Below are 24,304 nucleotides of genomic sequence, written 5' to 3' on the forward strand. Positions count from 1 at the left end.
CGGCCTGCGACAATTGACGCTTACGTTAAAGTCATCTAGCTGTTCGAGAATGGACCAGTCTTTTCCGGTTCCTGTGAATGACCTAATATAGGCTTTGGAGAAGTGGAGGACTTTTCCATAGCCTTCAGGTAAGGGCAACGAGCATGGAGGATGCTCTCATGAACGAACAGGTGGCGAGAGCCCCGACGAACCCGCGCAAGATCTGGCTGAAGTCCTATCCGCCCGGAGTGCCCGAAGAGATTCCGCCGCTGGCTCATCGCTCGCTCGGGCAGCTTTTCGAGGAGAGTTGCGCCCGTTATGGTGACCGGCCCGCCTTCACCAGCATGGGAAAATCGCTGACATTCCGTCAGTTGGAGGCCGAAAGCCGCAGAATAGCCGGCTGGCTTCAGGCCAAGGGGCTGGAGAAGGGCGACCGCGTAGCGGTGATGCTACCGAACGTCCTGCAGAACCCGGTGATCGTCTACGGCATTCTTCGCGCCGGCTTGGTGGTCGTCAACGTCAATCCGCTCTATACGCCGCGCGAGCTTGAATATCAGCTGAAGGATTCCGGTGCGAAAGCGCTGTTTCTGCTGGAGAATTTTGCCGCAACCGCGCAGCAGGTGTTGCCTGCGACAAGCGTCAAACATGTCGTCGTTGCGACGATGGGCGACATGCTGGGCGTCAAAGGGCATATCGTCAATCTGGTCGTGCGCAAGGTGAAGAAGCTGGTACCGGCATGGTCGCTGCCCGGCCATTCCAGCTTCAGGACCGTACTCAATGAAGGCGCAGGAACGACGCTGAGGTCGATTGACGTCGGCCCGCATGATGTCGCTTTTCTTCAATATACCGGCGGAACAACCGGCGTATCCAAGGGCGCCATCCTCACCCATGCCAACCTTCTCTCCAACAAGGAGCAGATGGGAACATGGCTGGAAACCGCCTTCCTCAACAAGCCGCGCCCGGAGCAGCTGCAGTTCCTCTGCGCGCTGCCGCTCTATCACATCTTCGCACTGACGGTGAATTCGCTGATGGGGGTTGCGACCGGCAGCCATAACCTTCTGATCGCCAATCCGCGCGACATCCCGGCCTTCGTCAAGGAATTACAGAAACACCCCGTTCACATCTTTCCGGGACTGAATACGCTGTTCAATGCGTTAATGAACAATGCCGACTTCCAGAAGCTCGACCACTCGTCGTTGATCCTCGTCTTCGGCGGCGGCATGTCGGTGCAGCGGCCGGTCGCCGAGCGCTGGCTGGCAATGACCGGCTGCCCGATCACGGAAGGGTACGGACTTTCCGAGACCTCTCCCGTCGCGACCGCCAACCGGCTGGATACCAAGGAATTTTCCGGCATGATCGGCCTGCCGGTCTCGTCGACCGAAATTGCGATCCGGGACGATGACTGCCATGATGTCGAACTTGGCGATGTGGGCGAAATCTGCATTCGCGGCCCACAGGTGATGGCGGGCTATTGGAACCGGCCGGATGAAACCGCAAAGGTGATGACGCCGGACGGCTTTTTCCGCACCGGCGACATGGGCTACATGGACCGCCAGGGCTATGTCAAAATCGTCGACCGCAAGAAGGACATGATCCTGGTTTCCGGCTTCAACGTCTATCCCAACGAGGTCGAGGAAGTGGCGGCGATGCATCCCGGCGTGCTGGAGTGTGCAGCAGTCGGCATTCCCGACCCGAATTCCGGCGAGGCGGTGAAACTGTTTGTGGTGAAGAAGGACCCGAACCTGAGCGAGGCGGATCTCAAGGCCCATTGTGCCGCGAACCTGACCAACTACAAGCGGCCGCGCGTCATCGAATTCCGCGATCTGCTGCCGAAATCCAATGTCGGCAAGATCCTGCGGCGGGAGTTGCGGTAAGCACCTTATTTCCGCGCAATTCCGGACGCAAAACCGGTTTCCACTTTTGCTGGCATTGCTCCAGCGCCGTTGCAACACGGCGACAGGTCAGAACCAAGAGTGACTTGTCGCTGTCATCTCCTCCGTTTAGCAGTGGACGGCACCTTCGCGCTCAACTACTCACGAGCTGTGGTGCCGGGGATAAGCTGTTGGAGTTCGCTTGCAAAACCGTGCCGGATTTTCGTTTCGCCTGATTGCCGTTGCTTCGCTCGTCGCTGCGCTTTCGAGCTGCGCCGGCAGGCCCGAAGGCGTGCTCATTCCGACTGCTACTGCGTCCGTTCCCGATACCTCGACCGTCGATGTGCTGGTGGCGACAACCCGCAAGCCGACCGAAGCGCCCGGCATCCTGTTCTCCGGTGAACGCGGACGAGAACCCTCCGTCACTGAAATCAAGGTTTCGATACCGCCCGACAGCGCACGTGAAGTGGGTCAGGTGCAATGGCCGAAAAAGCTTCCTGCCAACCCCGCCAAGGAATTCGCCACGCTTTCGGTCACCCCGCTGCAGATCGGCGGTGCGCGCAACTGGCTGCATCATAACCTGCCCAAGAGCCGCAGGGTGATGGTCTTTGTCCACGGGTTCAACAATCGCTACGAGGATGCCGTCTATCGCTTTGCGCAGATTGTTCATGATTCCAATACGGACGTGGCGCCGGTACTTTTCACCTGGCCGTCGCGCGGCAGCATCTTTGCCTATAACTACGACAAGGAAAGCACCAACTATTCCCGCGATGCGCTGGAGAACATGCTGCGTCAGCTTTCTACCGATCCTGCGGTCGGCGAAGTGACGATCATGGCGCATTCCATGGGGTCCTGGCTCACGGTCGAGGCGCTGCGCCAAATGGCAATCCGCGACGGTCGCGTGGCGCCCAAGATCCAGAACGTCATTCTGGCCTCGCCGGATCTCGATGTCGACGTGTTCGGCCGGCAGTTTGCCGAGCTTGGTCCCAAGCACCCGCACTTCACCCTTTTCGTATCGCAGGATGACCGGGCTCTCAGCCTGTCCCGGCGGATCTCCGGCAATATCGACCGGCTGGGCCAGGTCGACCCGACTGTCGAGCCGTATCGCAGCGAATTCGAGAAAGCCGGAATCGTTGTGCTGGACCTGACCAAGCTCAAGGGCGGCGACAGGCTGAACCATGGCAAGTTCGCCGAAAGCCCGGAAGTGGTGAAGCTGATCGGAAACCGGCTGATTGCAGGGCAGACCGTGACCGACAGCGATGTCGGGCTTGGCGAACGACTGGGGGCTGTGGCGCTCGGCACCGCACAAACCGTGGGCGGCGCAGCGAGTGTCGCCGTCAGCACGCCGATTGCGATCTTCGACCCGGCAACACGGCGCAGTTATAACGATCAGGTCGGCCGTTTCGGACAGGCAGTCGGCAACACGGTGGAGACGGCCGTCGGCCAGTGAAATGGACAATTGACTGAGCCGTTACGCAAAAGACGCAACGGTGACGCTTGATTTGAACAAGAAAGCGAATAGGTTCCCCTGCATCATTCTGCAGAATGCGAGGAAATCATGCAGACCATCGTCCAAGAGCTCAAGGCAACCGCAGACGCTACCAAGGCGACGGACATTCGTGCCGCTTTCGCCAGGGATGCGGGCCGCTTCGAAAAATTCAGCGCCCGCTTCGATGATCTCACCATGGATTATTCCAAGACCGCGGTGAACGAGGAAATCCTCACGCTGCTTGAGAAGCTAGCCGATGCCGGCGGCGTGGCGAAGAAGCGCGAGGAGATGTTCTCCGGCGTCGCCATCAACTTCACCGAAGACCGCGCAGTGCTGCATACGGCGCTACGCAACCGGTCCAACACGCCGGTTCTGGTCGACGGCAAGGATGTCATGCCGGACGTCAATTCCGTTCTGGCAGCGATGGGCAAGTTTGCCGATGGCATCCGTTCCGGCGCCTTGAAAGGCGCAACCGGCAAAAAGATCACCGATGTCGTTAATATCGGCATTGGCGGTTCGGACCTCGGCCCGGTCATGGCAACGCTGGCGCTCGCTCCTTACCATGACGGCCCACGCGCGCATTTCGTTTCCAATGTCGATGGCGCGCATATTGCCGATACGCTGAAGCTGCTCGATGCGGAGACGACGCTGTTTATCGTTGCGTCCAAGACGTTCACGACGGTCGAGACGATGACCAATGCGGCCACGGCCCGCAGGTTCATCGCGGACAAGCTGGGCGATGCCGCCGTAGAGCATCACTTCTGCGCCGTCTCCACCGCGCTCGAGAAGGTGGCGGCCTTCGGCATTGATGCAGAGCGGGTCTTCGGCTTCTGGGACTGGGTCGGCGGCCGTTATTCGATCTGGTCGGCTATCGGCCTGCCGCTGATGATCGCTATCGGGCCGGACAATTTCGGCAAGTTTCTTGATGGCGCACATGCGATGGACAAGCATTTCCGCGAGGCACCGGTTCGTGAAAACCTGCCGATGCTGCTGGGCCTGATCGGCTTTTATCATCGCAACGTTCTGGGTTACCCGACCCGCGCGATCCTGCCCTATGACCAGCGCTTGCTCCGCTTCCCGGCCTATCTACAGCAGCTCGATATGGAATCGAACGGCAAGGGCGTGACGATCGACGGTACGCCGGTCGAGGGCAATTCCGGCCCGGTCGTCTGGGGCGAGCCCGGCACCAACGGCCAGCACGCCTTCTACCAGCTGATCCACCAGGGCACGAGCATCATTCCGGCCGAGTTCATGATCGCGGCAAACGGATTCGAGCCGGAGCTTCGCCATCAGCACGACCTGTTGATCGCCAATTGCCTGGCGCAGTCGGAAGCGTTGATGAAGGGCCGTACTTTCGAGGAAGCGAAAGCCCAGCTGACCTCCAAGGGTATGGAGGACAAACAGGCCGACTTTATCGCGCCACACCGCGTGTTTACCGGCAACCGTCCGTCGATCACCTTCGTGCATGACAAGCTGACGCCGTTTGCCTTCGGCCGCCTCGTAGCGCTCTACGAGCACCGCGTTTTCGTCGAAGGCGTGCTGTTCCGCATCAACTCCTTCGACCAGTGGGGCGTGGAACTGGGCAAGGAACTGGCGACTGGCCTGCTTCCGGTCGTCGAAGGCAAGGAAAGCGCCGCCGGCCACGATTCCTCGACTCAAGGGTTGGTGAAGACGCTGGCTGGCCTGAAGAAGTAAGCTCGTTACAATCAAACAAAAAGCCCTCCGGAAGGACGTTCCGGAGGGCTTTTTTATTCGCTGCGGAAGGCTCGATTACAGCCCGATCTCGTTTGCAAAGGGTGGATTTGCCCCCGCCCGCGAAACCGTCACGGCAGCTGCCTTGGCGCCGAGGGCGAGTGCCTTAGCAATCTGGTCTTCGGTGAGGCTTGCGACCTGGGCCTTGGTCAGCAGGTTCTGCATCTTCAGCGACGCGAGAATACCGGCATCGAATGTGTCGCCGGCGCCGACCGTATCGACGACCGTCACCCGTTCACTCGGAACCGTTACCTTGTGATCCGCCGTATAGCCGACAGCACCTTCGGCACCGCGGGTGACGACAACGAGCTTTGCGCCGTGATGCAGCCAGTGGCGGGCGAGCGTATCCTCGTCGCCTTCCAGGCCGAACCAGGCGAGATCCTCATCCGAGAATTTTACGATATCCGACATGGCGGCCATGCGTCGGATACGGGCGAGATGAGCCGCCTTGTCCTTGATAAAGCCGGGGCGGATGTTCGGATCGAGCGAGATGACGCGCTTTTCATGCTCGCGCAGCATCAGCGCCTCGTAGGTCGAGCCGCAGGGTTCGGGGATCAGGCTGATTGCGCCGAAATGCAGCGCCTCGCATTCGTCTCCGATTGCCGGTAGGTCGGCCTCGGTGATCATGCGGCCAGCGGTGCCTTCGTCGTAAAAGGCGTAGGTTGCATGACCATTCACCAGCTTGACGAAAGCGATGGTCGAGGGCCGCGAGGCGATGGCGCAATAGCTGAAGTCGACATTGCTCTTGCGCAGCGTCTCGCGCAGGATGTCGCCCATCATGTCATCAGCCAGACCGGTGAAGAAGGCCGTCGGGACACCCAGACGGCCTAGAGCAATCGCGGTGTTGAAGACGGCGCCACCGGCATAGGGCGAAAACGCCGGTTCGCCGAGCGTCGTCTCACGCGGCAACATGTCGATTAAAGCTTCGCCGCAGCACAGGATCATCGATTTCCTCCCGAGATCATTGTTTCGCCCATCGATACCTGAGCTTTTATATCATTGCTAGAGCGAAAGCTCAGCTACACCACCATTGCGACCCGACCACGCCAATGGCGCGTCGAGGAAGGATTCGACTTCCGTAAAGGTCTTTTCGTCGAACAGCTTCTGCTCACGGGCAACAGCCAAAACGTTGCGCCATGTGGCGATGTAATTGAACTGAACCTTGCCATTGGCAAAACGCTCGGCGACCTGCGGATACATGTCGTAGAAGAACAGCGACATACCATGGTCAACCACGCCGCCTGCTGCGCGGATGGCGTCGATGAAGGTGAACATGCCGCCGCCGACCGTGACGAGGTCTTCGATGACGAGGACACGGGCCCCCTCCGGCAGATGGCCTTCGATCTGCGATGCACGACCGTGGCCCTTGGGCTTCTTGCGGACATAGATCATCGGCAGGCCGAGGCGTTCCGACAAAAGGGCAGCGAACGGAATGCCCGCAGTTTCACCACCCGCGATACAATCGAACTTCTCAAAGCCGGCTTCGCGCAAAGCGGTGGCTGCGGCAAAATCCATAATGGTGGAGCGAACACGCGGGAAGGAAAGCAGCTTGCGGCAGTCGATATAGACGGGGCTCATCATGCCGGAGGAGAACTTGTAGGGCTTGTCAGCGCTGAAATGCACGGCTCCGATTTCCCAGAGCATCTTTGCCATCAGTTCGGCCATTACGTTCCGGTCGGTAAATGTGGTCTGGATCATGCGCCCGCTCCTTAATCGCTGCTTTTCTTTATTCGCAAGTCCGAACGCGAAACTGCTGCAGATTTTCGCTGGACATTGCTTCAAACCACGCGCCGCAATAGCAGCATGGTGTCAGATACGCCAGCGGATAGATTAGTGATGAAATTTTCAGGCTGAAGTGCGGCTGTCAGGCGCAGGGGGAACCGACCGCAGGTAGGATGCGATCTCGACACGATCGCGACCGGCATCCTTTGCTTCGTAAAGAGCGCCATCAGCAAGATTCAGGACCGTTTCGAACGGCAAACCTTCCGGGGCACCCACTGACACGCCCGCACTTACCGTGCAGCGAAGGAGTTTTCCGTCTATGGCGATGTCCCGGGCCGCAAAACGCATACGCACCGCGTTGGCGATCCTTTCAGCGCGACCGGACATGACTTCGCCGACAACCATGGCAAACTCCTCGCCACCCAGCCGTGCTGCGGATCCGGCCGGAACCATTTCCGACAGCATGTCCTGCGCAAAAAGTTTCAGAACCTCATCGCCTGCGGAATGGCCGAACCGGTCGTTGATCGACTTGAACCGGTCGATATCGAAGACGATCACGGCGGTCGACGCATTCAGCTTGCGTCCGCCATACTGATCGAACAAGGCGCGACGATTGATGAGGCCGGTCAGGGCATCGGTCATCGCCTCATGCCGGTGAAGGGCAGCCATACGCCACTGATGAAGCGCCAGCGACAAGGCGCCAATGCCGGTCATGCCCGCGATGCAGATGCCGATATTGAGATTTTCCGCCCAGTTTACCGGCGGTTCACCCAGGCTCAGGCGGCCATCCGCAATGAGAACACCGGCACAAAGCGCGAAGGAGAAACCGCTGACACAATAAAGAACGACCATGCCAAGCAAAGGACCAGGAGCCTCTTTGCGTGCCGTCCAGTATTGGCACCCCGTGCCGACAAGAAGGGTGGCCGTCAGGACATTCATGATGATCAGGCCGAGCCCGTCGAGCCCGACGAGAATTAGCGGCATGCCAAGGGCAAGGCTGACAAAGGACAAAGTGCCGGCCAATCGCCAGGGTGACATTCCCGTACGGAATTGCACGGATGCCGCGTAAATTGTGGAAAATCCGCTCATGAACAGAGCGTAGGCTATGGCGGCAGGCGTAACACCTGATCGGGCCGTGAACGTGCTGTAGACAATAATGCCGGCCACAACGAGGCAAAGCGAAATTACCAGCGTCAAAAGGAAAGAGTCCGTCCGGCGGGAAAACCAGGTGCCGAACAAGGTGACCATCAGACATGCAGCGGATACGCCGAGAGCAAGCAGAAGAGACTGATAGTCGAGCATCATGCCGGAATTCTCTTCGAAGATTTATTCAATAAACGAGCAGAAGCTAAGATGAGAATCTCTCCAGATTATTACCTTTGGAGAGCTACAACTCGAATAAATATCAACCCGGCAGGAACAACCAGTAATTTCAGTCTAAGACATTCCAGAAGATCTGGAAGCCCGGGTCGAAAACGGTGATTGCACCGGCGCCGGTATCGCGTTTTGCAGGAAACTCGACCTGAACGTCCTGCTTCTCAAGCGTGATCTTCTCTTCGTTCGGCTGAAGCCCGTACCATGCCGGACCATTCAGCGATGCAAAGGCTTCCAGCGTTTCCAGAGCATTATCCTGCTCGAAGACATGAGCAAGGCAGCTCATCGTGTTCACCGAAGTATAGATGCCGGCGCAGCCACAGGCACATTCCTTCAACGGGTCGACATGCGGCGCGGAATCCGTGCCAAGGAAGAAACGATGGTCGCCGGATGTCGCAGCGGCCCGCAAGGCTAGGCGATGGCTCTCGCGCTTGGCGACCGGCAGGCAGTAATAATGCGGGCGGATGCCGCCGACCAAAATGTCGTTGCGGTTGATGATCAGGTGATGCGTAGTGATCGAGCCTGCAAGGTTCGCCTTGGACGACTTGATGTAGTCGATACCGTCCGAGGTGGTGACATGCTCCATCGTTACCTTCAGTTCCGGAAGCCGCTTGCGCAGCGGATCAAGCACCGTCTCGATGAACACCGCCTCGCGATCGAAGATGTCGACTTCGGGCGTCGTGACCTCACCATGCACGCAAAGCGGCAGGCCGATCTTCGCCATGCGCTCCAAAACCGGCATGGCCTTTTCCAGATCACGCACGCCGCCATGGGAGTTGGTCGTGGCGCCCGCAGGATAGAGCTTCACGGCAGTAATGAGACCGCTCTTCTTGCCTTCCTCCACATCATCCGGGTTCGTATGCTCCGTCAGATAGAGGGTCATCAGCGGCTCGAACCTATGCCCTTGCGGCAGGGCAGCCATGATACGTGAGCGATAAGCTGTGGCATCGGCCGTGGTCACGACCGGGGGAACGAGGTTCGGCATGATGATCGCACGGGCAAAGTGACGGCTCGTATCGCCGATCACGCCCTCCAGCACTGCGCCATCCCGCAGATGGAGATGCCAATCGTCGGGGCGGCGAATCTGGAGCGTTTTCATGGAGCTGTTCCGCTGAGTGTTTTGGGGATGCCGATCCCGCTTAACATCAAAGCAGACGCAAAGACAATCTCACGCCCATTCCGAGAACACCGGAACATCCAATCGATGCCGACAATATCACGCTAAACTTCACGAAATCGTGCGGATTACAGAGGCTCTGAAAGGACACTCGATGCGAATACGCGGAACAAGCACACGAGTGCTGCGTTCATTAAGCAATCTGAAAGTGTTTTGAGTCGGAGCGAACAATGAAATCCCGGACTCTGAAAGTCAACAAGGGTTTTGCGATTACCACAGGTGCCGCTGTCGCGCTTCTTGCGCTGACTGTCTCACCTGATGCTGCCGAGCGCAACAACCTCCTTCTTGCCTCGGCGCAGCAGGGTGATTGCGATCGCCTGGCAGGCAGCCCTTACGACCAACAGCGCAACGGCGATTTTGCGCCTGTCAACATTGCCGACATAGGCAATCAGGCCGTTCAGGCATGCCGCATCGCTTTCGATACGACAGGGAACCCGCGTTTCGCGTATCAGCTGGGCCGAGCGCTCAATAGCGTCGACCAGCCCGATCAGGCGATGAATGCCTACAGCACGGCGGTAAAGGATGGTTACGCGGCTGCCATGGTGAACTATGGCATGCTTATGGGTCGTCTCGGCGACGACAAGGCTGAGTTTGCGTATTATCAGCAGGCTGCCGACAGCGGCAATACACTTGCCGCGTATAATCTCGGCGTTGCCTATCGCGATGGTCTGGGCACGCAGCCGGATGTCGACAAGGCGCTTCAATGGTTCGAGAAAGCTGCCGCTGACGGCGATGACACGGCGGCGTTCAATATTGGTGCCATCTATGACGAAGGCCAACTCGTCCAGGCTGACGACCAGACTGCAATCGCCTGGTACGACCTTGCTGCGCAGCGCGGCAATACTGACGCGATGATCAATCTTGGCATCATGTATGAGACTGGCGAAGGCATTGCGGCCAATGCAGAAAAAGCTGCCGAAATGTATCGTCAGGCTGCAGAAAAAGGCGATATGTTCGGCGCTTCCAAATACATGCAGTTCCAAGAACTGGGTGTTGTGCCTGCTCCTAACCACCAGGGCGTCGAGGGCGTAAGCTCGCTGGTGCTGAAACAAGGTGATGTCGAAGCGCCTGCCAAGATCGGCAGCGAGATCTGATAGATCAGATTATCTCGCCGGCAGAAGGTCCCCAAACGTCGGTCATTGCAAAACCATCGGCCAACGGATCGAACGGGTCGAGTGCGACCTGATGCAGGCCGAAGGTAAACCCTCGACCGGCGATCGTCGGGATGATGGCGGGCTTTCCCGCAACCTCGGTTTCGGCGGAAAGTCCCACTTCGAACTGCGTCCCAATAATCGAGCGTGATAGGAACATATCACCCACCGCCACCTTGCCGCGGGCGTGCAACGTTGCCAGATTGGCGGAGTTGCCTGTACCGCATGGCGAACGATCAGCCCTGCCCGGCCACATGGTCGTGCAGGTACGCACCGTGCCATCGGCTTCCGTATCGCGGAACATTACATAAGCGACGCCGGAGATTGCCGGGATTTCCGGGTGGGCCACAGGGATCTGGCGGTTGATCAGATCCTTCAGAATCATGCCGGCCTGCACGAGGGCAGCGGCATTCTTCTTTTCGATGGTGAGGCCGATCTGGGATACGTCGACGAGACCGTAAAAAATGCCGCCATAGGAAATATCGAGCGTGATCTCGCCCCATTCCGGCGTCTGAAGCTTCACGTCCAGCTCATGGACGAAGGACGGGACCATTGTGAGCTTCACCTTTTCGCACCGGCCGTCGCGGCAAGTGGCGACAGCCCGTACGAGGCCAGCCGCCGTTTCCAGCGTGACGACGGTTTCCGGTTCCTTCATCTCGACGATACCGGCCTCCAGCAGCGCCGTGGTGGCGCAGATCGAGTTGGAACCGGAGCTGGCATGCGCCTGATCCGGCTGCAGGATGATGAAGGCGGCATCAGCATCCGGATGTTTTGGCGGCAGGAGAAGATTGACGGAACCGATCGGGGTGCCGCGCGGCTCAAGGCAAAGGAAGCGGCGCAGTTCCTGCCCCTTGGGATCGGAATTCATCCATTCCAGCTGCTCGGCAACGGTATTGCCCGGGATTTTAGGAACCCCGCCAATCGCCACGCGACCGATCTCGCCTTCCGCATGAACATCCAGCAACTGGATCGTACGCTTCCATCTCATCTTCCGAACTCCGCATGGATCGCGGTCGATTCGACGACTGCGACGTTTCCCAATCACAAGTTCGCATTGGATAGCGCAAGGCATATGCCATGCCTATTGGCATTGTCAGGAATCAGATGAGGAAAATGCGACTAAAAAACGAAAAAGCGCCGGATCGAAAACCGATACAGATGCACTTTAATTCTGATTTTCAATTGAAAAGTGAAATGGCGCACCCGAAGAGATTCGAACTCCTGACCCCCAGATTCGTAGTCTGGTGCTCTATCCAGCTGAGCTACGGGTGCGTCTGTCAGCGGTGTGTTCCGCTGGCGTGGCGATCCTCTAAAGGGTGCCGAGAAGGATTGCAAGCGATTTTCCCTGGCTTGATGTCATTTTATCTTCGCAAATTCATCAAGCCGTTGTTTTCAAATAATAATTACTCACGCCCTGGCGCGATAGTCCTCCAAAGAGACCGGACGGTCGGGAATTTCGATACGGAATTGCGTGCCCGGACCTGGTTTTTCAACGAGCGCGATCGTACCGCCATGCGCCAGCACCAGCTCGCGCGCAATGACCAACCCCAACCCTGTTCCGCCAGAACGTGCAGAGCCCCTGAAGGCCGAGAAGAGATTCTCCCGCGCCTTGCGCGGCATGCCCGGCCCGGTGTCATCAACGGTGATGCTGACGACGCTGCCGAGACGATGTGCCGTCAGTGTGACACGCCGCACAGCTTTGGGATCATTGGCATCATGCGTGAGCAACGCCTGGACGGCGTTACGGCACAAATTGTGGACCACGCGGAAAATCTGCTCCCCGTCGCAATCGACCTCCACGCCTTCCGAGATCTGTTCGACGAATTCTATGCCCGAGTCAGGATCGATGGCCAGCATGTCACGCACTTCCTGGCACAGGTCGGTCAGGTTTACCCGGCGGCGGCGCGGAGCAGCTTCCGATGCCTGACCATAGGCCAGGACCTCGTTGGTGTATCCGACGGCCCTGTCGATGGTGCGTAGTAGTTTTGGCGCAAAACTTCTGACCATCGGGTCTTCGACATCCGTCAGGCGGTCCGACATCAATTGAGCGGAAGCAAGGATGTTGCGCATGTCGTGATTGATCTTCGATACAGCCAGACCAAGATCGGCAAGGTTCTTCTGTTGCTTCAAAGTCCTTTGAAGCTCGACCTGCATTGCCGCAAGATGCCGCCCTGCGACGGCCAGCTCGCCGCGAGAACGATCGGCGGAGAAAACCCGGGAAGGGTCATCGGGCCGCTCTGAAAAAAGCTGCATATTGTGTGTCAGTCGCCGGATCGGTGAGATCATCATGCGATTGATTGCGAGGAATATAAGCACTGCCGTGATCAACGAAATCAGCAAGGAGATGAGAAACATCATCTTCGAGTAGATCAGCATATCCTTGCGAAGGGCGTTATCAGTCATGACCAGTTCGATGATCATATCGCTTTCACCAACCGGACCGAAAACACGCATCACCCGGTTACCACCGAACACAAGCGTATCCAGCGCATCACGCATGGAGCTCAGCATAGACGTGTGAGCAAGATCGTATTGAGCGTCGATCTCCGGCGGAACCTCGATTGCGGCCAGAAGCCGGGACGTTCCATCCTTGCGCAACGCGATGACCTTTGTTCCGGTCGCCAGCAGTGTGTCGTCCTGTACGGCACGCGGCAATTCGGCAGGCTGCAACCCGTCGATCACGATTCCCGCGGCGGCGGCAGTATCCAGGCGATCACGAAGCCAGTTCATGCGCATGCCGGAGATCGATGGCATGAAAATCAGGATTTCTGCCATCATGACGAATATCACCGTCAGCCAGAGCAACCGCCCGGAAAGACCGCGCAGGATGGTCGGCATCGGCTCCGGTCCGGCGCCGTCCGGCCATGTCCCCTGACGTTCCGAGGTGTGAACCTCGCTATCCATACGGATCTCCAATTTCAGCCACGGGTTTCAACTCCGCGTGTATGCGACCATTTTACCGCGTCACCAAGATTTGAACACCCCGCGCAAACGCAAAAGGCGGAGGCAAAAGCCGCCTCCGCCTTAAATTTCGGTAATGTTCAGGCTGGAATTCAGAATTCTTCCCAATCAGCAACGCTCGCCGCTGCTTTGGCCGAGCCACCTCCGCCCAAGGCACGGCTGAGAGCTGCGGTCAGTTTTCTTGCCGGGGAAGCTTGCGGGCGATGAGAGGCTTCGGCCGGCACAAGACGAGGCAAGCGGCTATCTTCCTCGGCAATCCTGAAGTGCGATACAAGACGATAAAGTGCATCGGCTTCAGTAGATAGCTTGCTGGTCGCAGCAGAACTTTCTTCAACCATGGCGGCATTCTGCTGGGTGACATGGTCCATCTGGTTGACCGCGGTATTTACCTCGGCAAGACCGGTCGCCTGCTCCTTCGATGCCACGGCGATCGAATGGATATGGTCATTGATGCGGCTGACGCGCGCTTCGATTTCCGACAGGGCTGCTCCGGTCTTCTGAACCAGTTGAACGCCGCCTGCGACTTCCTCGCCTGACTTGCCGATCAGCGACTTGATATCCTTCGCCGCGCTGGCGGAGCGTTGTGCGAGTTCGCGGACCTCCTGGGCGACGACGGCAAAGCCTTTGCCTGCTTCCCCGGCCCTCGCCGCTTCCACACCCGCATTCAGAGCCAGAAGGTTGGTCTGGAACGCGATCTCGTCGATGACATTGGTAATCTGGGCGATCTCACGCGAGGCCTGCTCGATTCGTCCCATCGCTTCGATGGCATTGCGAACGACCGCGCCGGACTGGATCGCGCTTTCCTTCGCCTCGCCGACCATGGTGGTCGCTTCATTGGCCCGCTCGGTCGAGGTCCTCACGACGGAGGTGATCTGATCGAGAGCGGCCGACGTTTCTTCAAGGGCTGCCGCCTGCTGCTCGGTGCGCTTCGACAGATCATTAGCGGCACTGCTCAGTTCGGACGCGCCGTTATTCATGGCACCGGTGGCATTGCGCACCTTACCCATGGTGGACTGAAGTGTCTGCATCGTACTGTTGACGTTTTCCTGCAGTTCGGCAAATGCGCCCTTGAAATCTCCCCGCATGGCGTCGGTGAGATCGCCATCGGAAAGGCTTTTCACGACGCGGCGCGTTTCCGATACGCCGGCATCGATGCTTTTGACGAGCTGGTCGATATTGCGGGCCACACGGTCAAGGCTTTCGACACCCCATTGCTTATCAATGCGACAAGTGAAATCGCCCTCGGCTGCAGCTTGGACAACGGCAGACATACGCGTCTGCAGATCGTCACTCTTTGCCTTCAAACCCGCCTCGGCATCGGTCATGCGGGCAACTTCCAAGCCGTTCGTCTTGAAGACTTCGACGGCTGCGGCCATGTCGCCAATTTCGTCCCTGCGGCCGGAAAATGGCACGGCGGCATCATAATCACCGTGAGCAAGGCGCCCCATCGAAGATGTCAGCTTAAGGATAGGACCGCTAATCTGGCTGCGTCCAAGATAAAGGCCAAAGCCCAGGCCACCGCCGACACCGAGAATGGCAACGAGAAGAACGGAGTAGAAGATCAGGTTACCGAAGGACGTCATCTCTGCGCTTAACACGTCCAGTTCGGCAACATCTGAGGCAACGACCTTGTCGATCTCCCCCTGATAGGCTTTGCGGTTTGCGCGGTTGGCGTCGTTGTTACCCTGAACATTGGCAGCCTGCGGCCCTTCGGTCGCGCCGAGGCGCACCGTTTCGGTGCGGAATGCCTTGAACTCTGTGAAACCTGCCGTGAGCTTGTCGAATTGCGCCTTCTGCGCTGCTGGAACGACAGCGGCCCAATCGGCAATCAGCTTTTCCATGTCGGCGAGACTTTTCGTCACGCCTTCACCAAAAGGCTTGGCGGATGAGACATCCTTCGCCGCATACATACCGCGAGCGTCCATAACCACCGCGGTCACCAGGCGGTTGAGCCGCTCGCCCTTGTAGACGCGATCAGCGATATTAGCGTAGGCGCTCTGCTTGTCATGGTATTCGCTCACCGCGAATACCGACAATCCGGCAATTGCACATGCGACAAGGCTCATCAACCCTACGAGAAGGTTGATCTTTACTCCAATTTTCACGGTAACGCCCTCCAAAGACACCAGAACAGCGCCAAGATCAGCCGCTATTCTTGATGACTGTGAAAATTAGCATAAAATCGTTAATAATGGCTGATCGAAAGCACCACCCGACTTTAGACGCGCAAGCAAAATTCTCCCGCTCGCATGACTTATTTCGCGATATATTTTCTCACGACTTGAGCCATTGCCCACAACATAGAAAAAACTTCGCCAAAAACACAACCAAAGAAACTACGCCTGACGCGAGCTATATTAATAATTGCATTCGTAATCGCTTAAATAATGGATGGCAAAACGGCGGCTTTCCGGTCATCCGGGGCTTGCGGATTGACTTTCGGGCTTAACCTGAACTATATGCCCGCGCGCTCAGGCAGCGGCTCGCAACCTGCATATCCGCATGCCAGCGCATTTTCCGAAACGCTCTTGCTTCGATAGAGGCAATCTTCAAGAAGGGCCGCACACCGCGGCATTAAAAAATGAAGCGTACCTACCAACCGTCCAAGCTTGTTCGCAAGCGTCGTCATGGTTTCCGTGCCCGCATGGCTACCAAGGGTGGCCGCAAGGTTCTTTCGGCTCGTCGCGCACGCGGCCGTGCCAGTCTGTCGGCCTAACGGCCGACTTGCCCGGACCGGGCAGTGACGACGAGTAAAGACAAGAAAAACACTGTCGGGCGGCTGAAAAGCCGGCCGCAGTTTCTTGCTGTTCGGAAAGGCGAAGCACGCCGCGGGAGAACCTTTCTCCTTGAAGTTCTCGACCGCAAGCAGCCCGATGAGCCGCCACGTGTAGGCTTCACCGTTACCAAAAAGCACGGAAACGCCGTCGAGCGGAACCGGATGCGCCGGCGCCTGAAGGAAGCGGTGCGCAAATCCGCCGGATTTGCAATGGAAAATGGACACGACTATGTGATCGTCGCGCGCAGGGAGGTGCTCGGCATTTCCTTCTCAAATTTGACCGAACAACTTGCAGCACGGATTGAAGGCAGGCAAAAGCCCAAGTCTGTCTCAGGAACCTCCTCCAGGAAAGCATGATGGAAAAAAACCGAAATTACTTCATCGCGATCGGCCTATCGGTCGTCATCGTCCTTGCCTGGCAGTTCCTTTATATGAACCCGCGCATGGAAGCGCAGCAGCGTGCCGCTGAAGCCCAGCAGGCACTGCAGCAGCAGCAAGCCGCGCAAAACCCGACCCCATCGCCGGAAAACGCCGGTGCTACCGCGACGACCGGCAACCTTCCGGGTGCAGGTCAGGCCGAAGCGACCGCGACACGCGAGCAGGCGCTTGCCAAGTCAGAGCGAGTCGAAATCGATACTCCGGCCGTTTCCGGCTCGATCAACCTGACAGGTGCGCGCTTCGACGACCTGAAACTGCGCGAGTATCACGAGACCGTCGATGACTCGAGCCCGCTCATCACGCTCTTCTCGCCCTCCGATACCAAGGAAGGCTATTTCGGCGAAATCGGCTACATCGGCAGCGACACGAGCGGACAGACGCCGGGTCCCGGCACGAAGTGGACACTCACCAGCGGCCAGAAGCTGACCACGACCACACCGGTGACGCTTTCCTTCACCAACGACAAGGGCATCTTGTTCAACCGGACGATTTCGATCGATGATCACTATATGATCACCGTATCGGACAAGATCGAGAACCCGGGCTCTGAAGCCGTAACGCTCTCGTCCTATGGCCGCATCACCCGTAACAACAAGCCGGTCACACCGTCCGTATGGGTCATTCATGAGGGCTTCCTCGGCGTTTTCGGTTCCGACGGCAGCCTGAGCGAGCATACCTATTCCAACGTCGAAGAAGATGCAGTCACGAGCGCCAAGGCAACCGGCGGCTGGCTTGGCATTACCGACAAATACTGGGCCGCGACGATCGTACCGCCGCAGGCATTGCCTTATGAAGGCCGATTCACCCACTTCACCGATGGCCAGCCGCGCTACCAGGCTGACTACAAGAGCGATGCGCTGACCATTCAGCCCGGCCAATCGACTGAGCTGAAGAACATGGTGTTCGCAGGCGCCAAGCGCGTTCCGCTCGTCGACCGTTATGCCGAAGAATACAAGATCCCGCATTTCGACCTTCTTATCGACTGGGGCTGGTTCTACTTCATCACCAAACCGATGTTCCAGCTGATGGACTTCTTCTTCCGTCACGTCGGCAATTTCGGTGTTGCGATCCTTCTGACGACCATCGTCGTGAAGCTGATCTTCTTCCCGCTGGCCAGCAAGCAGTATGCTTCGATGGCCAACATGAAGCGCATGCAGCCGAAGATGGAAGAACTGAAGGCCAAGCACGGCGACGACCGCATGGCGCTGCAGCAGGCAATGATGGCGCTCTACAAGGAAGAGAAGATCAACCCGATCGCCGGCTGCTGGCCGGTGCTCCTGCAGATCCCGGTCTTCTTTGCGCTCTACAAGGTTATCTACGTCACGATCGAGATGCGCCATGCACCGTTCTTCGGCTGGATCCAGGACCTTTCCGCGCCGGACCCGACCTCGCTGTTCAACCTGTTCGGTCTTCTGCCCTACGACGTGCCGCACTTCCTGATGATCGGTGTCTGGCCGCTCGTCATGGGCATCACGATGTTCCTGCAGATGCGCATGAACCCGACGCCGCCTGATCCGACGCAACAGATGATCTTCAACTGGATGCCGCTCGTCTTCACCTTCATGCTGGCATCCTTCCCGGCCGGTCTGGTGATCTACTGGGCCTGGAACAACACGCTGTCGGTCACGCAGCAGGCCGTGATCATGAAGCGCCACGGTGCCAAGATCGAGCTCTTCGACAATCTCAAGGGCCTGTTCAAACGAAAGCCTGCGACAAGCAAGTAAATCAGGAAAACCCCGGCATCGACCGGGGTTTTCTTTTGAGGGCGGTATGGCGCATCTCACCCGAGATGCTTGACATCTGACGCCAAAACCCGGATGCGATCTATTTTCCAGAAGATGCAGAGATAGAAAAACGAATGACCACCAACGACAAGCCTCTGTTCGGTCGCCCCTGGATCTTCATCCGTGGTGTGCCTTCGATGAAGTTCCTGCCGCCGGAAGGCCCTCTGGAAGTTGCCTTCGCAGGTCGTTCCAACGTGGGCAAATCATCGCTCATCAATGCTCTGGTTGGCCAAAAAGGCTTGGCGAGAACCTCCAACACACCCGGTCGGACGCAGGAACTGAACTATTTTGTGCCCGATGGATATTCGGGTCAGGAGGGCGACCTGCCGCCAATGGCTCTCGTCGACATGCCGGGCTATGGCTATGCGCAGGCGCCAAAGGAAATGGTCGATAACTGGACGAAACTCGTCTTCGACTATCTGCGCGGACGTGCGACGCTGAAACGCGTCTATGTACTGATCGACAGCCGGCACGGGCTGAAGAAGAATGATGACGACGTTCTGGACCTGCTCGATAAGGCCGCCGTATCCTATCAGATAGTGCTGACCAAGACCGACAAGATCAAGGAACCGGCCGTGCCGAAGCTGATCGAGGAAACGCTCGAAAAGATCCGCAAGCGCCCGGCTGCGTATCCGTTCGTTCTTTCCACATCATCGGAGAAAGGAAAGGGTCTGGACGAGTTGCGAGCTGCGATTGGCGAGGCCGTAACGCTGACAATCTAAACGCCGGCGGGCATGCTCAGAGTGCAAGCCATCCCGACTGGAAAGCCGCGTAGGTCACGATACCGAAAACCAACATCACGCACATTGCACGCCAGAAGCTAATCGAGTTCCAGCATCTTCCTGCAACGGCCAGTTCGCGGCTGAAGCTTCTCTTTGACACAAGAACCGGAAAATGTGCCTGAAGCCTAAGTCGCGCTTTGGGATCGTTATACGGCTCGTCGTAATCCGAAAGATTGTCTTCCCACCGCCGGACCGTTGCCGCAAAAGAGGGATCGCGGGCCATACGCTCCTCGATGCCCCGGCGAGCCTCGGGAGGCAATACGCCCAACACATATTCGCCCGCGAGAACTTGATCTCGTGAACGGTCACTTTCGCTCTGGTTCGGAGTCGTCATAAGTCGCGCGATCTTTTTCCGGTGTGTGTTCTGTGTCTTTTTATTTGGGTACGCAAACAATGCACGAACACCAAAACAGGGTCGGCTTCTCGTTGTCTTCTGTCAACACGCCCGGCATCACTAAACGGTGGGTAACGCGCCTGCGCAATGCGTCATAAAGACAGCAGGGCCACGACGCGGTTATTCCGAAAACTTTGTAGTGATTATTCCTTCTGACAAAAACTTGCGCTAAAAGCGCCCCACCTTTGATGTGAGGGATTTTCATGACGACGTCGGACAGCGAACTCCAGGCCAAACTCCTTGCTCAGGCTCTGCCTTACATGCAGCGCTATGAGAACAAGACGATCGTGGTGAAATATGGCGGCCACGCGATGGGCGACACCGAACTTGGCAAGGCTTTTGCCGCCGATATCGCGCTTCTAAAGCAGTCCGGCGTCAACCCGATCGTCGTGCATGGCGGCGGCCCGCAGATCGGCGCAATGCTGACCAAGATGGGCATCGAATCGAAATTCGAAGGCGGCCTTCGCGTCACCGACGCCAAGACGGTCGAGATCGTCGAGATGGTACTTGCCGGCTCGATCAACAAGGAAATCGTCGCGCTGATCAACCAGACCGGCGAATGGGCGATCGGCCTGTGCGGCAAGGACGGCAACATGGTCTTCGCCGAAAAGGCGAAGAAGACCGTCATCGATCCCGACAGCAATATCGAGCGCGTGCTCGATCTCGGCTTCGTCGGCGAAGTGGTCGAAGTCGACCGCACGCTGCTCGACCTGCTCGCCAAGTCCGAAATGATCCCGGTCATCGCACCGGTCGCTCCCGGCCGCGATGGCGCGACCTACAATATCAATGCCGACACGTTTGCGGGCGCGATTGCCGGTGCGCTGCATGCAACCCGCCTGCTCTTCCTCACCGACGTTCCGGGCGTGCTCGACAAGGACAAGAACCTGATCAAGGAACTGACCGTCGCGCAGGCGCAGGCGCTGATCAAGGACGGTACCATTTCCGGTGGAATGATCCCGAAGGTCGAGACCTGCATCGACGCGATCCGCTCCGGCGTACAGGGCGTCGTCATCCTCAACGGCAAGACCGCCCATTCGGTGCTGCTCGAGATCTTCACCGAACGCGGCGCAGGCACGCTGATCGTGCCCTGATCGCGCACGAGATCGAATGATGAAGGCGCCGCAAGGCGCCTTTTTCGTTTCAGCCTGCCAGAAGCCCGAGAATGCCCGCCACGATCAGCAGGCAACCGATCACTTCAATACGGTTGATCCGCTCGTGGAAGAGGAAATACGAGGCCATGAAAGTGAAGACGAGTTCGATCTGGCCGAGCGCGCGGACATAGGCCACCTGCTGCAGCGTCATGGCGGTGAACCAGCAGGCCGAGCCGAGGACGCTGGCAAGGCCGACCAGCGATGAAGAGCGCCATGTCTTCAACACCGTGACGATCTCGCCCTTGTCCTTCCATGCCATCCAGACCAGCATGAAGATCGTCTGGAAGGTCGTGACGCAGGCAAGCGTCATTGCCGCCTGCATGATCGAATTGGGGCCATCGAGCGACAGGGACGCGCTGCGATAGGCGACGGCAGAAATGCCGAAGACGGCACCGGAAGCGATGCCGACCAGTGCCGTACGGCTGGCCAGCGCCGTGACGGTATTTTTCCATGACAGCGGCATGCGCGCCATGGAGATCAGCATCACGCCGATGACGCCGGTGATGATCGCGCCGATCGCGCCAACCGTCAGCTTTTCGCCGAGCAGGATGAAGCCGAAGATCGCCGCCTGAACGGGCTCCGTCTTCGAATAGGCGGTGCCGACGGCGAAATTTCTGAGCGAGAAAAGATGGACCAGCATGATGGTGGCAAAGATCTGCGCCAAGCCGCCGATCACCACCCAGATTGCAAAGGTCCAGTTGATCTGAGGGACCGCAAAACCTGCGAGCTGGTGGAGCAGCACGACATAGAGGATCGCTACCGGAAAACCGTAGCCGAAACGGACGAAGCTCGCGCCACGGGTGCCGAGCCTGCCCTGAAGATGCTTCTGCAATGCCGATCGCAGGTTCTGCAGGAAGGCGGCAGCAATGGTGATGGGGATCCAGAGTTCCATGTTTCAGCCGGTATCATGCAGGCGGATTTGTCGCCAAGCCGCAAGCGGCGGCGAGCCGTCGCCTTTTCGATTTTCTTTATCAGCAAGGCAGTGCATAAGCGGGATATGGACAAGAAACCCAAGATCTCAGCCGACGCCACAGATTTTTCAAAGATCCGCGATTGGGTCTTCGATCTCGACAACACGCTCTACCCGCATGACATCAATCTCTTCGCCCAGATCGATGTGAACATGACGGCCTATGTGCAGGAACTGCTGCAGCTTGAGCGAGACGAAGCACGCGCATTGCAAAAGCGCTATTACCACGAGCACGGCACGACGCTTCAGGGCCTGATGCTGAACCATAGCATTGATCCGGACGGATTTCTGGAAAGGGCGCATGCGATCGATTATTCGATACTGGTCCCGAACCCGGATCTGGGAGATGCGATCAAGGCGCTGCCCGGCCGAAAGTTCATCTTCACCAACGGCAGTGTTCCGCATGCCGAAGCGACAGCCCGCGCGCTCGGCATCCTCGACAATTTCGACGATATTTTCGATATCGTCGCGGCGGGTTACGTCCCAAAGCCGGCGGGTGAGACCTATGACAAGTTCGCCAGCCTTCATCGGGTCGATACGGCCAATGCCGCCATGTTCGAAGATCTGCCGCGTAACCTCACCGTTCCGAAAGCGCTCGGCATGCGGACCGTTCTGCTCACGCCGCGCAATCTCGACGACGTGCTGATCGAGCGCTGGGAGACGTTTTCCGACGAGGACGATCACATCGATTACGTGACCGATGATCTCGCCACATTCCTGAAGGGGATCGTGCAGGGCTGAGGCTTGAAGTCCTGGCCCAGCATTACAAAGAATTCATCCACATTACGGGAGTTTAAGTGGTCGCCGGGGCTTGGCGGCCATAGCTTGAGGTCATCGAAATAAAAGGGAAGGAAACTCTCGATGACCGCCAAGAAGATCGTTATTGCGACGCTCGGAGCCGTATTGGTCGCAGGAGCCGCAATCCCGGCATTCGCCGCACCCGAACGGCCTGACCGCGGACCAGGCGGCCGGCATGGCTCTCACGCCATGATGCGTGGCGCGATGATGAAGGACGTGACCTTCGTTCGCCTTTTGAAGAGCGCCGATACCAACAAGGACGGCAAGATCTCCAAGGAGGAAATGGCCGCCAGCCAGGAGGCCCTGTTCAACCAGATCGACGCCAACAAGGATGGCAACATCACGCGCGGCGAGCTTGTCGACTATCGCATCGCCAAACGGGAAGAGTTCGCCAAGAATAATCCGCGCCCGGAATTGGCTGAAAATGCCGAGCGCAAGGATGGCGATGGTCCGCGGCATGAACATGCCGACCGCGACGATCGACGCCATGACGGCCGACACGGCGAATTCCGAAAGGCCCGCTTCGAACGCCACGGCGGCATGGGCGGCGGTCGCTTCTTCCGGATGATCGATGAAGACCGAGACAACAAGATCACCAAGGCCGAAGCTTCTGCTGCCAGCGACAAGCTGTTTGCCAGCATGGACACCAACAAGGACGGCGTAATTTCCATCGACGACCTGCCGGACCGCCCCCTCTAGTTCCCCGCCCCCCGCATAACGGAACTAGCCCGGCAGTTGTCGACAAAGGCCCGCCTCTCCCCCGAGGGGCGGGTCTTCTATTTTTATTTCTCGTAGAAATCCTGAATGACTTTCCAGGCTTCGTCGGCGGTCTCGACGAAATTGATCAGCTCGATATCTTCCGGCGCGATCGTGCCGAAATCGGCCAGCGCTTCGAAATTGATGATGCTGCGCCAGAATTTTTCAGCAAACAGGATGAGCGGAATGCGCTCCATGCGCTTGGTCTGGATCAGCGTCAGCGCCTCGAACATTTCGTCCAGCGTGCCGAAGCCGCCGGGGAAAACAGCAACCGCCTTCGCCCGCATCATGAAATGCATCTTGCGGATGGCGAAGTAGTGGAAGTTGAAGGAGAGTTCAGGCGTCACATATGGGTTCGGCGCCTGCTCGTGCGGCAGCATGATATTGAGGCCGATCGTCGGCGCGCCCGCTTCCGTTGCACCACGATTGCCCGCCTCCATCACGCCGGGTCCGCCGCCGGTGACGACGACATATTCCTTGTGGTCGAACTTCGCCGAATATTCCCCGCAGAGCGCGGCAAATTTACGCGCTTCGTCATAATAGACGGAGGCCGCCTGGAGATTGTTGTGCTGGGTCTCGTTATGGGCTGCCCAGGGCTTCTCACCGGGAGCGGGAATACGCGCGCCACCGAACAGGACCACCGTCGAAGCGATCCCCTTTTCGGCAAGGATCATCTCAGCCTTCAGAAGCTCCAGCTGCAGACGAAGTGGCCGCAACTCCTTGCTGCAGAGGAAATCCTCATCGGCAAAGGCCAGACGATAAGACGGAGATTGCGTCTGCGGTGTCTTGGGCTGGGCAGCGGCAGCGTGCTTGTCGGCCGTGCTGTCCTTCAGCGGTTCCCACACCTTATCCTCATTTCCCCGCGCTTCTGACCTTCTCTTCGACATGCTGATGCTTCCTTCCCGCGCCAACCGTGGTTGACGCCAATTCACATTGACGCTTGAGTGGCGGTCGCTTAGAGCAAATGGGACCAAATGAC

At 58.1% G+C, this 24,304-nt stretch carries 21 protein-coding genes and 1 tRNA gene; 11 read left to right on the forward strand and 11 right to left on the reverse strand.

Translation table 11 applies throughout. The features are described 5' to 3' along the window. Window positions 1-158 precede the first annotated feature (158 nt). The 3 genes from ACI3K0_RS10865 to pgi all read left to right on the forward strand — a co-directional run bounded on the left by ACI3K0_RS10865 (window position 159) and on the right by pgi (window position 5,034). On the forward strand, window positions 159-1,853 hold the full coding sequence (locus ACI3K0_RS10865; RefSeq protein ID WP_183823498.1) for a long-chain fatty acid--CoA ligase: 1,695 nt from the start codon (window positions 159-161) through the stop codon (window positions 1,851-1,853). 199 nt (window positions 1,854-2,052) lie between these two features. Then, the gene (locus ACI3K0_RS10870) at window positions 2,053-3,300 is read left to right on the forward strand and encodes an alpha/beta hydrolase (RefSeq protein WP_148148332.1); all 1,248 of its coding nucleotides are present in this window, start codon (window positions 2,053-2,055) and stop codon (window positions 3,298-3,300) included. 108 nt (window positions 3,301-3,408) lie between these two features. After that, window positions 3,409-5,034, forward strand: coding sequence for a glucose-6-phosphate isomerase (gene pgi, locus ACI3K0_RS10875; protein ID WP_183823500.1), 1,626 nt, complete (start codon window positions 3,409-3,411; stop codon window positions 5,032-5,034). Between the two features lie 75 nt (window positions 5,035-5,109). On the opposite strand, the gene ACI3K0_RS10880 is transcribed toward pgi, so the two are convergent. From ACI3K0_RS10880 to pyrC, 4 genes are all read right to left on the reverse strand, one after another. Continuing rightward, window positions 5,110-6,036, reverse strand: a complete 927-nt coding sequence (locus ACI3K0_RS10880) for a carbohydrate kinase (RefSeq protein WP_183823502.1) — start codon at window positions 6,034-6,036, stop codon at window positions 5,110-5,112. Between the two features lie 57 nt (window positions 6,037-6,093). Further along, window positions 6,094-6,789: an orotate phosphoribosyltransferase gene (locus tag ACI3K0_RS10885; protein WP_183823504.1), complete on the reverse strand. Its 696-nt coding sequence runs from the start codon at window positions 6,787-6,789 to the stop codon at window positions 6,094-6,096. A 147-nt stretch (window positions 6,790-6,936) separates the two neighbouring features. Further along, window positions 6,937-8,118: a GGDEF domain-containing protein gene (locus tag ACI3K0_RS10890; RefSeq protein WP_183823506.1), complete on the reverse strand. Its 1,182-nt coding sequence runs from the start codon at window positions 8,116-8,118 to the stop codon at window positions 6,937-6,939. A gap of 127 nt (window positions 8,119-8,245) precedes the next feature. Then, complete coding sequence (pyrC, locus tag ACI3K0_RS10895) at window positions 8,246-9,286, reverse strand: dihydroorotase (protein WP_183823508.1); 1,041 nt, start codon at window positions 9,284-9,286, stop codon at window positions 8,246-8,248. Between the two features lie 248 nt (window positions 9,287-9,534). On the opposite strand from pyrC, the gene ACI3K0_RS10900 reads away from it, so the two are divergent. Beyond that, window positions 9,535-10,458, forward strand: coding sequence for a tetratricopeptide repeat protein (locus ACI3K0_RS10900; protein ID WP_183823510.1), 924 nt, complete (start codon window positions 9,535-9,537; stop codon window positions 10,456-10,458). Window positions 10,459-10,462: 4 nt separating this feature from the next. Here ACI3K0_RS10900 and ACI3K0_RS10905 read toward each other — a convergent pair whose 3' ends face one another. From ACI3K0_RS10905 to ACI3K0_RS10920, 4 genes are all read right to left on the reverse strand, one after another. After that, window positions 10,463-11,503 carry a 4-hydroxyproline epimerase gene (locus ACI3K0_RS10905; protein WP_183823512.1) on the reverse strand — a complete coding sequence of 347 codons (1,041 nt, stop codon included), beginning with the start codon at window positions 11,501-11,503 and terminating at the stop codon, window positions 10,463-10,465. Window positions 11,504-11,710: 207 nt separating this feature from the next. Continuing rightward, window positions 11,711-11,787, reverse strand: a tRNA-Arg gene (locus ACI3K0_RS10910). Window positions 11,788-11,922: 135 nt separating this feature from the next. Beyond that, on the reverse strand, window positions 11,923-13,419 hold the full coding sequence (locus tag ACI3K0_RS10915) for a HAMP domain-containing sensor histidine kinase (RefSeq protein ID WP_183823514.1): 1,497 nt from the start codon (window positions 13,417-13,419) through the stop codon (window positions 11,923-11,925). Between the two features lie 149 nt (window positions 13,420-13,568). Next, complete coding sequence (locus ACI3K0_RS10920) at window positions 13,569-15,581, reverse strand: methyl-accepting chemotaxis protein (protein WP_404945325.1); 2,013 nt, start codon at window positions 15,579-15,581, stop codon at window positions 13,569-13,571. A 476-nt stretch (window positions 15,582-16,057) separates the two neighbouring features. On the opposite strand from ACI3K0_RS10920, the gene rpmH reads away from it, so the two are divergent. From rpmH to yihA, 4 genes are all read left to right on the forward strand, one after another. Further along, window positions 16,058-16,192 carry a 50S ribosomal protein L34 gene (rpmH, locus tag ACI3K0_RS10925; RefSeq protein WP_112458319.1) on the forward strand — a complete coding sequence of 45 codons (135 nt, stop codon included), beginning with the start codon at window positions 16,058-16,060 and terminating at the stop codon, window positions 16,190-16,192. Between the two features lie 24 nt (window positions 16,193-16,216). Beyond that, a complete protein-coding gene (gene rnpA / locus ACI3K0_RS10930) occupies window positions 16,217-16,609 on the forward strand; it encodes a ribonuclease P protein component (RefSeq protein ID WP_148148342.1) in 393 nt (130 codons plus the stop codon). Beyond that, window positions 16,609-18,414, forward strand: a complete 1,806-nt coding sequence (gene yidC, locus ACI3K0_RS10935) for a membrane protein insertase YidC (protein ID WP_404945326.1) — start codon at window positions 16,609-16,611, stop codon at window positions 18,412-18,414. The genes rnpA and yidC overlap by 1 nt, the downstream gene beginning before the upstream one ends. A 134-nt stretch (window positions 18,415-18,548) precedes the next feature. Then, on the forward strand, window positions 18,549-19,196 hold the full coding sequence (yihA, locus tag ACI3K0_RS10940) for a ribosome biogenesis GTP-binding protein YihA/YsxC (RefSeq protein WP_210297746.1): 648 nt from the start codon (window positions 18,549-18,551) through the stop codon (window positions 19,194-19,196). 16 nt (window positions 19,197-19,212) lie between these two features. On the opposite strand, the gene ACI3K0_RS10945 is transcribed toward yihA, so the two are convergent. Continuing rightward, entirely contained in the window at window positions 19,213-19,650 is a 438-nt protein-coding gene (locus ACI3K0_RS10945; RefSeq protein ID WP_206825025.1) for a hypothetical protein, read from the reverse strand. Between the two features lie 203 nt (window positions 19,651-19,853). Between ACI3K0_RS10945 and argB the strand changes: the two genes are divergently transcribed. Beyond that, window positions 19,854-20,741, forward strand: coding sequence for an acetylglutamate kinase (gene argB, locus ACI3K0_RS10950; protein ID WP_148148346.1), 888 nt, complete (start codon window positions 19,854-19,856; stop codon window positions 20,739-20,741). A gap of 49 nt (window positions 20,742-20,790) precedes the next feature. Here argB and ACI3K0_RS10955 read toward each other — a convergent pair whose 3' ends face one another. Further along, window positions 20,791-21,693 (reverse strand): DMT family transporter, encoded by a 903-nt coding sequence (locus ACI3K0_RS10955; RefSeq protein WP_183823522.1) that lies wholly within the window; start codon window positions 21,691-21,693, stop codon window positions 20,791-20,793. A 105-nt stretch (window positions 21,694-21,798) separates the two neighbouring features. Between ACI3K0_RS10955 and ACI3K0_RS10960 the strand changes: the two genes are divergently transcribed. After that, the gene (locus ACI3K0_RS10960; protein WP_183823524.1) at window positions 21,799-22,512 is read left to right on the forward strand and encodes a pyrimidine 5'-nucleotidase; all 714 of its coding nucleotides are present in this window, start codon (window positions 21,799-21,801) and stop codon (window positions 22,510-22,512) included. A 120-nt stretch (window positions 22,513-22,632) separates the two neighbouring features. Next, a complete protein-coding gene (locus ACI3K0_RS10965; RefSeq protein WP_183823527.1) occupies window positions 22,633-23,268 on the forward strand; it encodes a hypothetical protein in 636 nt (211 codons plus the stop codon). 83 nt (window positions 23,269-23,351) lie between these two features. Here ACI3K0_RS10965 and ACI3K0_RS10970 read toward each other — a convergent pair whose 3' ends face one another. Continuing rightward, window positions 23,352-24,212 carry an LOG family protein gene (locus tag ACI3K0_RS10970; RefSeq protein WP_183823529.1) on the reverse strand — a complete coding sequence of 287 codons (861 nt, stop codon included), beginning with the start codon at window positions 24,210-24,212 and terminating at the stop codon, window positions 23,352-23,354. Between the last annotated feature and the right edge of the window lie 92 nt (window positions 24,213-24,304).

Source organism: Rhizobium sp. ZW T2_16, assembly GCF_044987325.1.
GTDB lineage: Bacteria > Pseudomonadota > Alphaproteobacteria > Rhizobiales > Rhizobiaceae > Neorhizobium > Neorhizobium cellulosilyticum.

Bases quoted from the DNA above. Each gene is read 5' to 3' on its own strand.
- ACI3K0_RS10955 (WP_183823522.1), bottom strand. From the start codon at position 21,693: ATGGAACTCTGGATCCCCATCACCATTGCTGCCGCCTTCCTGCAGAAC.
- ACI3K0_RS10970 (WP_183823529.1), bottom strand. From the start codon at position 24,212: ATGTCGAAGAGAAGGTCAGAAGCGCGGGGAAATGAGGATAAGGTGTGG.
- ACI3K0_RS10880 (WP_183823502.1), bottom strand. From the start codon at position 6,036: ATGATCCTGTGCTGCGGCGAAGCTTTAATCGACATGTTGCCGCGTGAG.
- pyrC (WP_183823508.1), bottom strand. From the start codon at position 9,286: ATGAAAACGCTCCAGATTCGCCGCCCCGACGATTGGCATCTCCATCTG.
- ACI3K0_RS10890 (WP_183823506.1), bottom strand. From the start codon at position 8,118: ATGATGCTCGACTATCAGTCTCTTCTGCTTGCTCTCGGCGTATCCGCT.
- yidC (WP_404945326.1), top strand. From the start codon at position 16,609: ATGGAAAAAAACCGAAATTACTTCATCGCGATCGGCCTATCGGTCGTC.
- yihA (WP_210297746.1), top strand. From the start codon at position 18,549: ATGACCACCAACGACAAGCCTCTGTTCGGTCGCCCCTGGATCTTCATC.
- pgi (WP_183823500.1), top strand. From the start codon at position 3,409: ATGCAGACCATCGTCCAAGAGCTCAAGGCAACCGCAGACGCTACCAAG.
- rpmH (WP_112458319.1), top strand. From the start codon at position 16,058: ATGAAGCGTACCTACCAACCGTCCAAGCTTGTTCGCAAGCGTCGTCAT.
- ACI3K0_RS10905 (WP_183823512.1), bottom strand. From the start codon at position 11,503: ATGAGATGGAAGCGTACGATCCAGTTGCTGGATGTTCATGCGGAAGGC.
- ACI3K0_RS10965 (WP_183823527.1), top strand. From the start codon at position 22,633: ATGACCGCCAAGAAGATCGTTATTGCGACGCTCGGAGCCGTATTGGTC.
- ACI3K0_RS10900 (WP_183823510.1), top strand. From the start codon at position 9,535: ATGAAATCCCGGACTCTGAAAGTCAACAAGGGTTTTGCGATTACCACA.
- ACI3K0_RS10915 (WP_183823514.1), bottom strand. From the start codon at position 13,419: ATGGATAGCGAGGTTCACACCTCGGAACGTCAGGGGACATGGCCGGAC.
- ACI3K0_RS10960 (WP_183823524.1), top strand. From the start codon at position 21,799: ATGGACAAGAAACCCAAGATCTCAGCCGACGCCACAGATTTTTCAAAG.
- ACI3K0_RS10885 (WP_183823504.1), bottom strand. From the start codon at position 6,789: ATGATCCAGACCACATTTACCGACCGGAACGTAATGGCCGAACTGATG.
- ACI3K0_RS10865 (WP_183823498.1), top strand. From the start codon at position 159: ATGAACGAACAGGTGGCGAGAGCCCCGACGAACCCGCGCAAGATCTGG.
- argB (WP_148148346.1), top strand. From the start codon at position 19,854: ATGACGACGTCGGACAGCGAACTCCAGGCCAAACTCCTTGCTCAGGCT.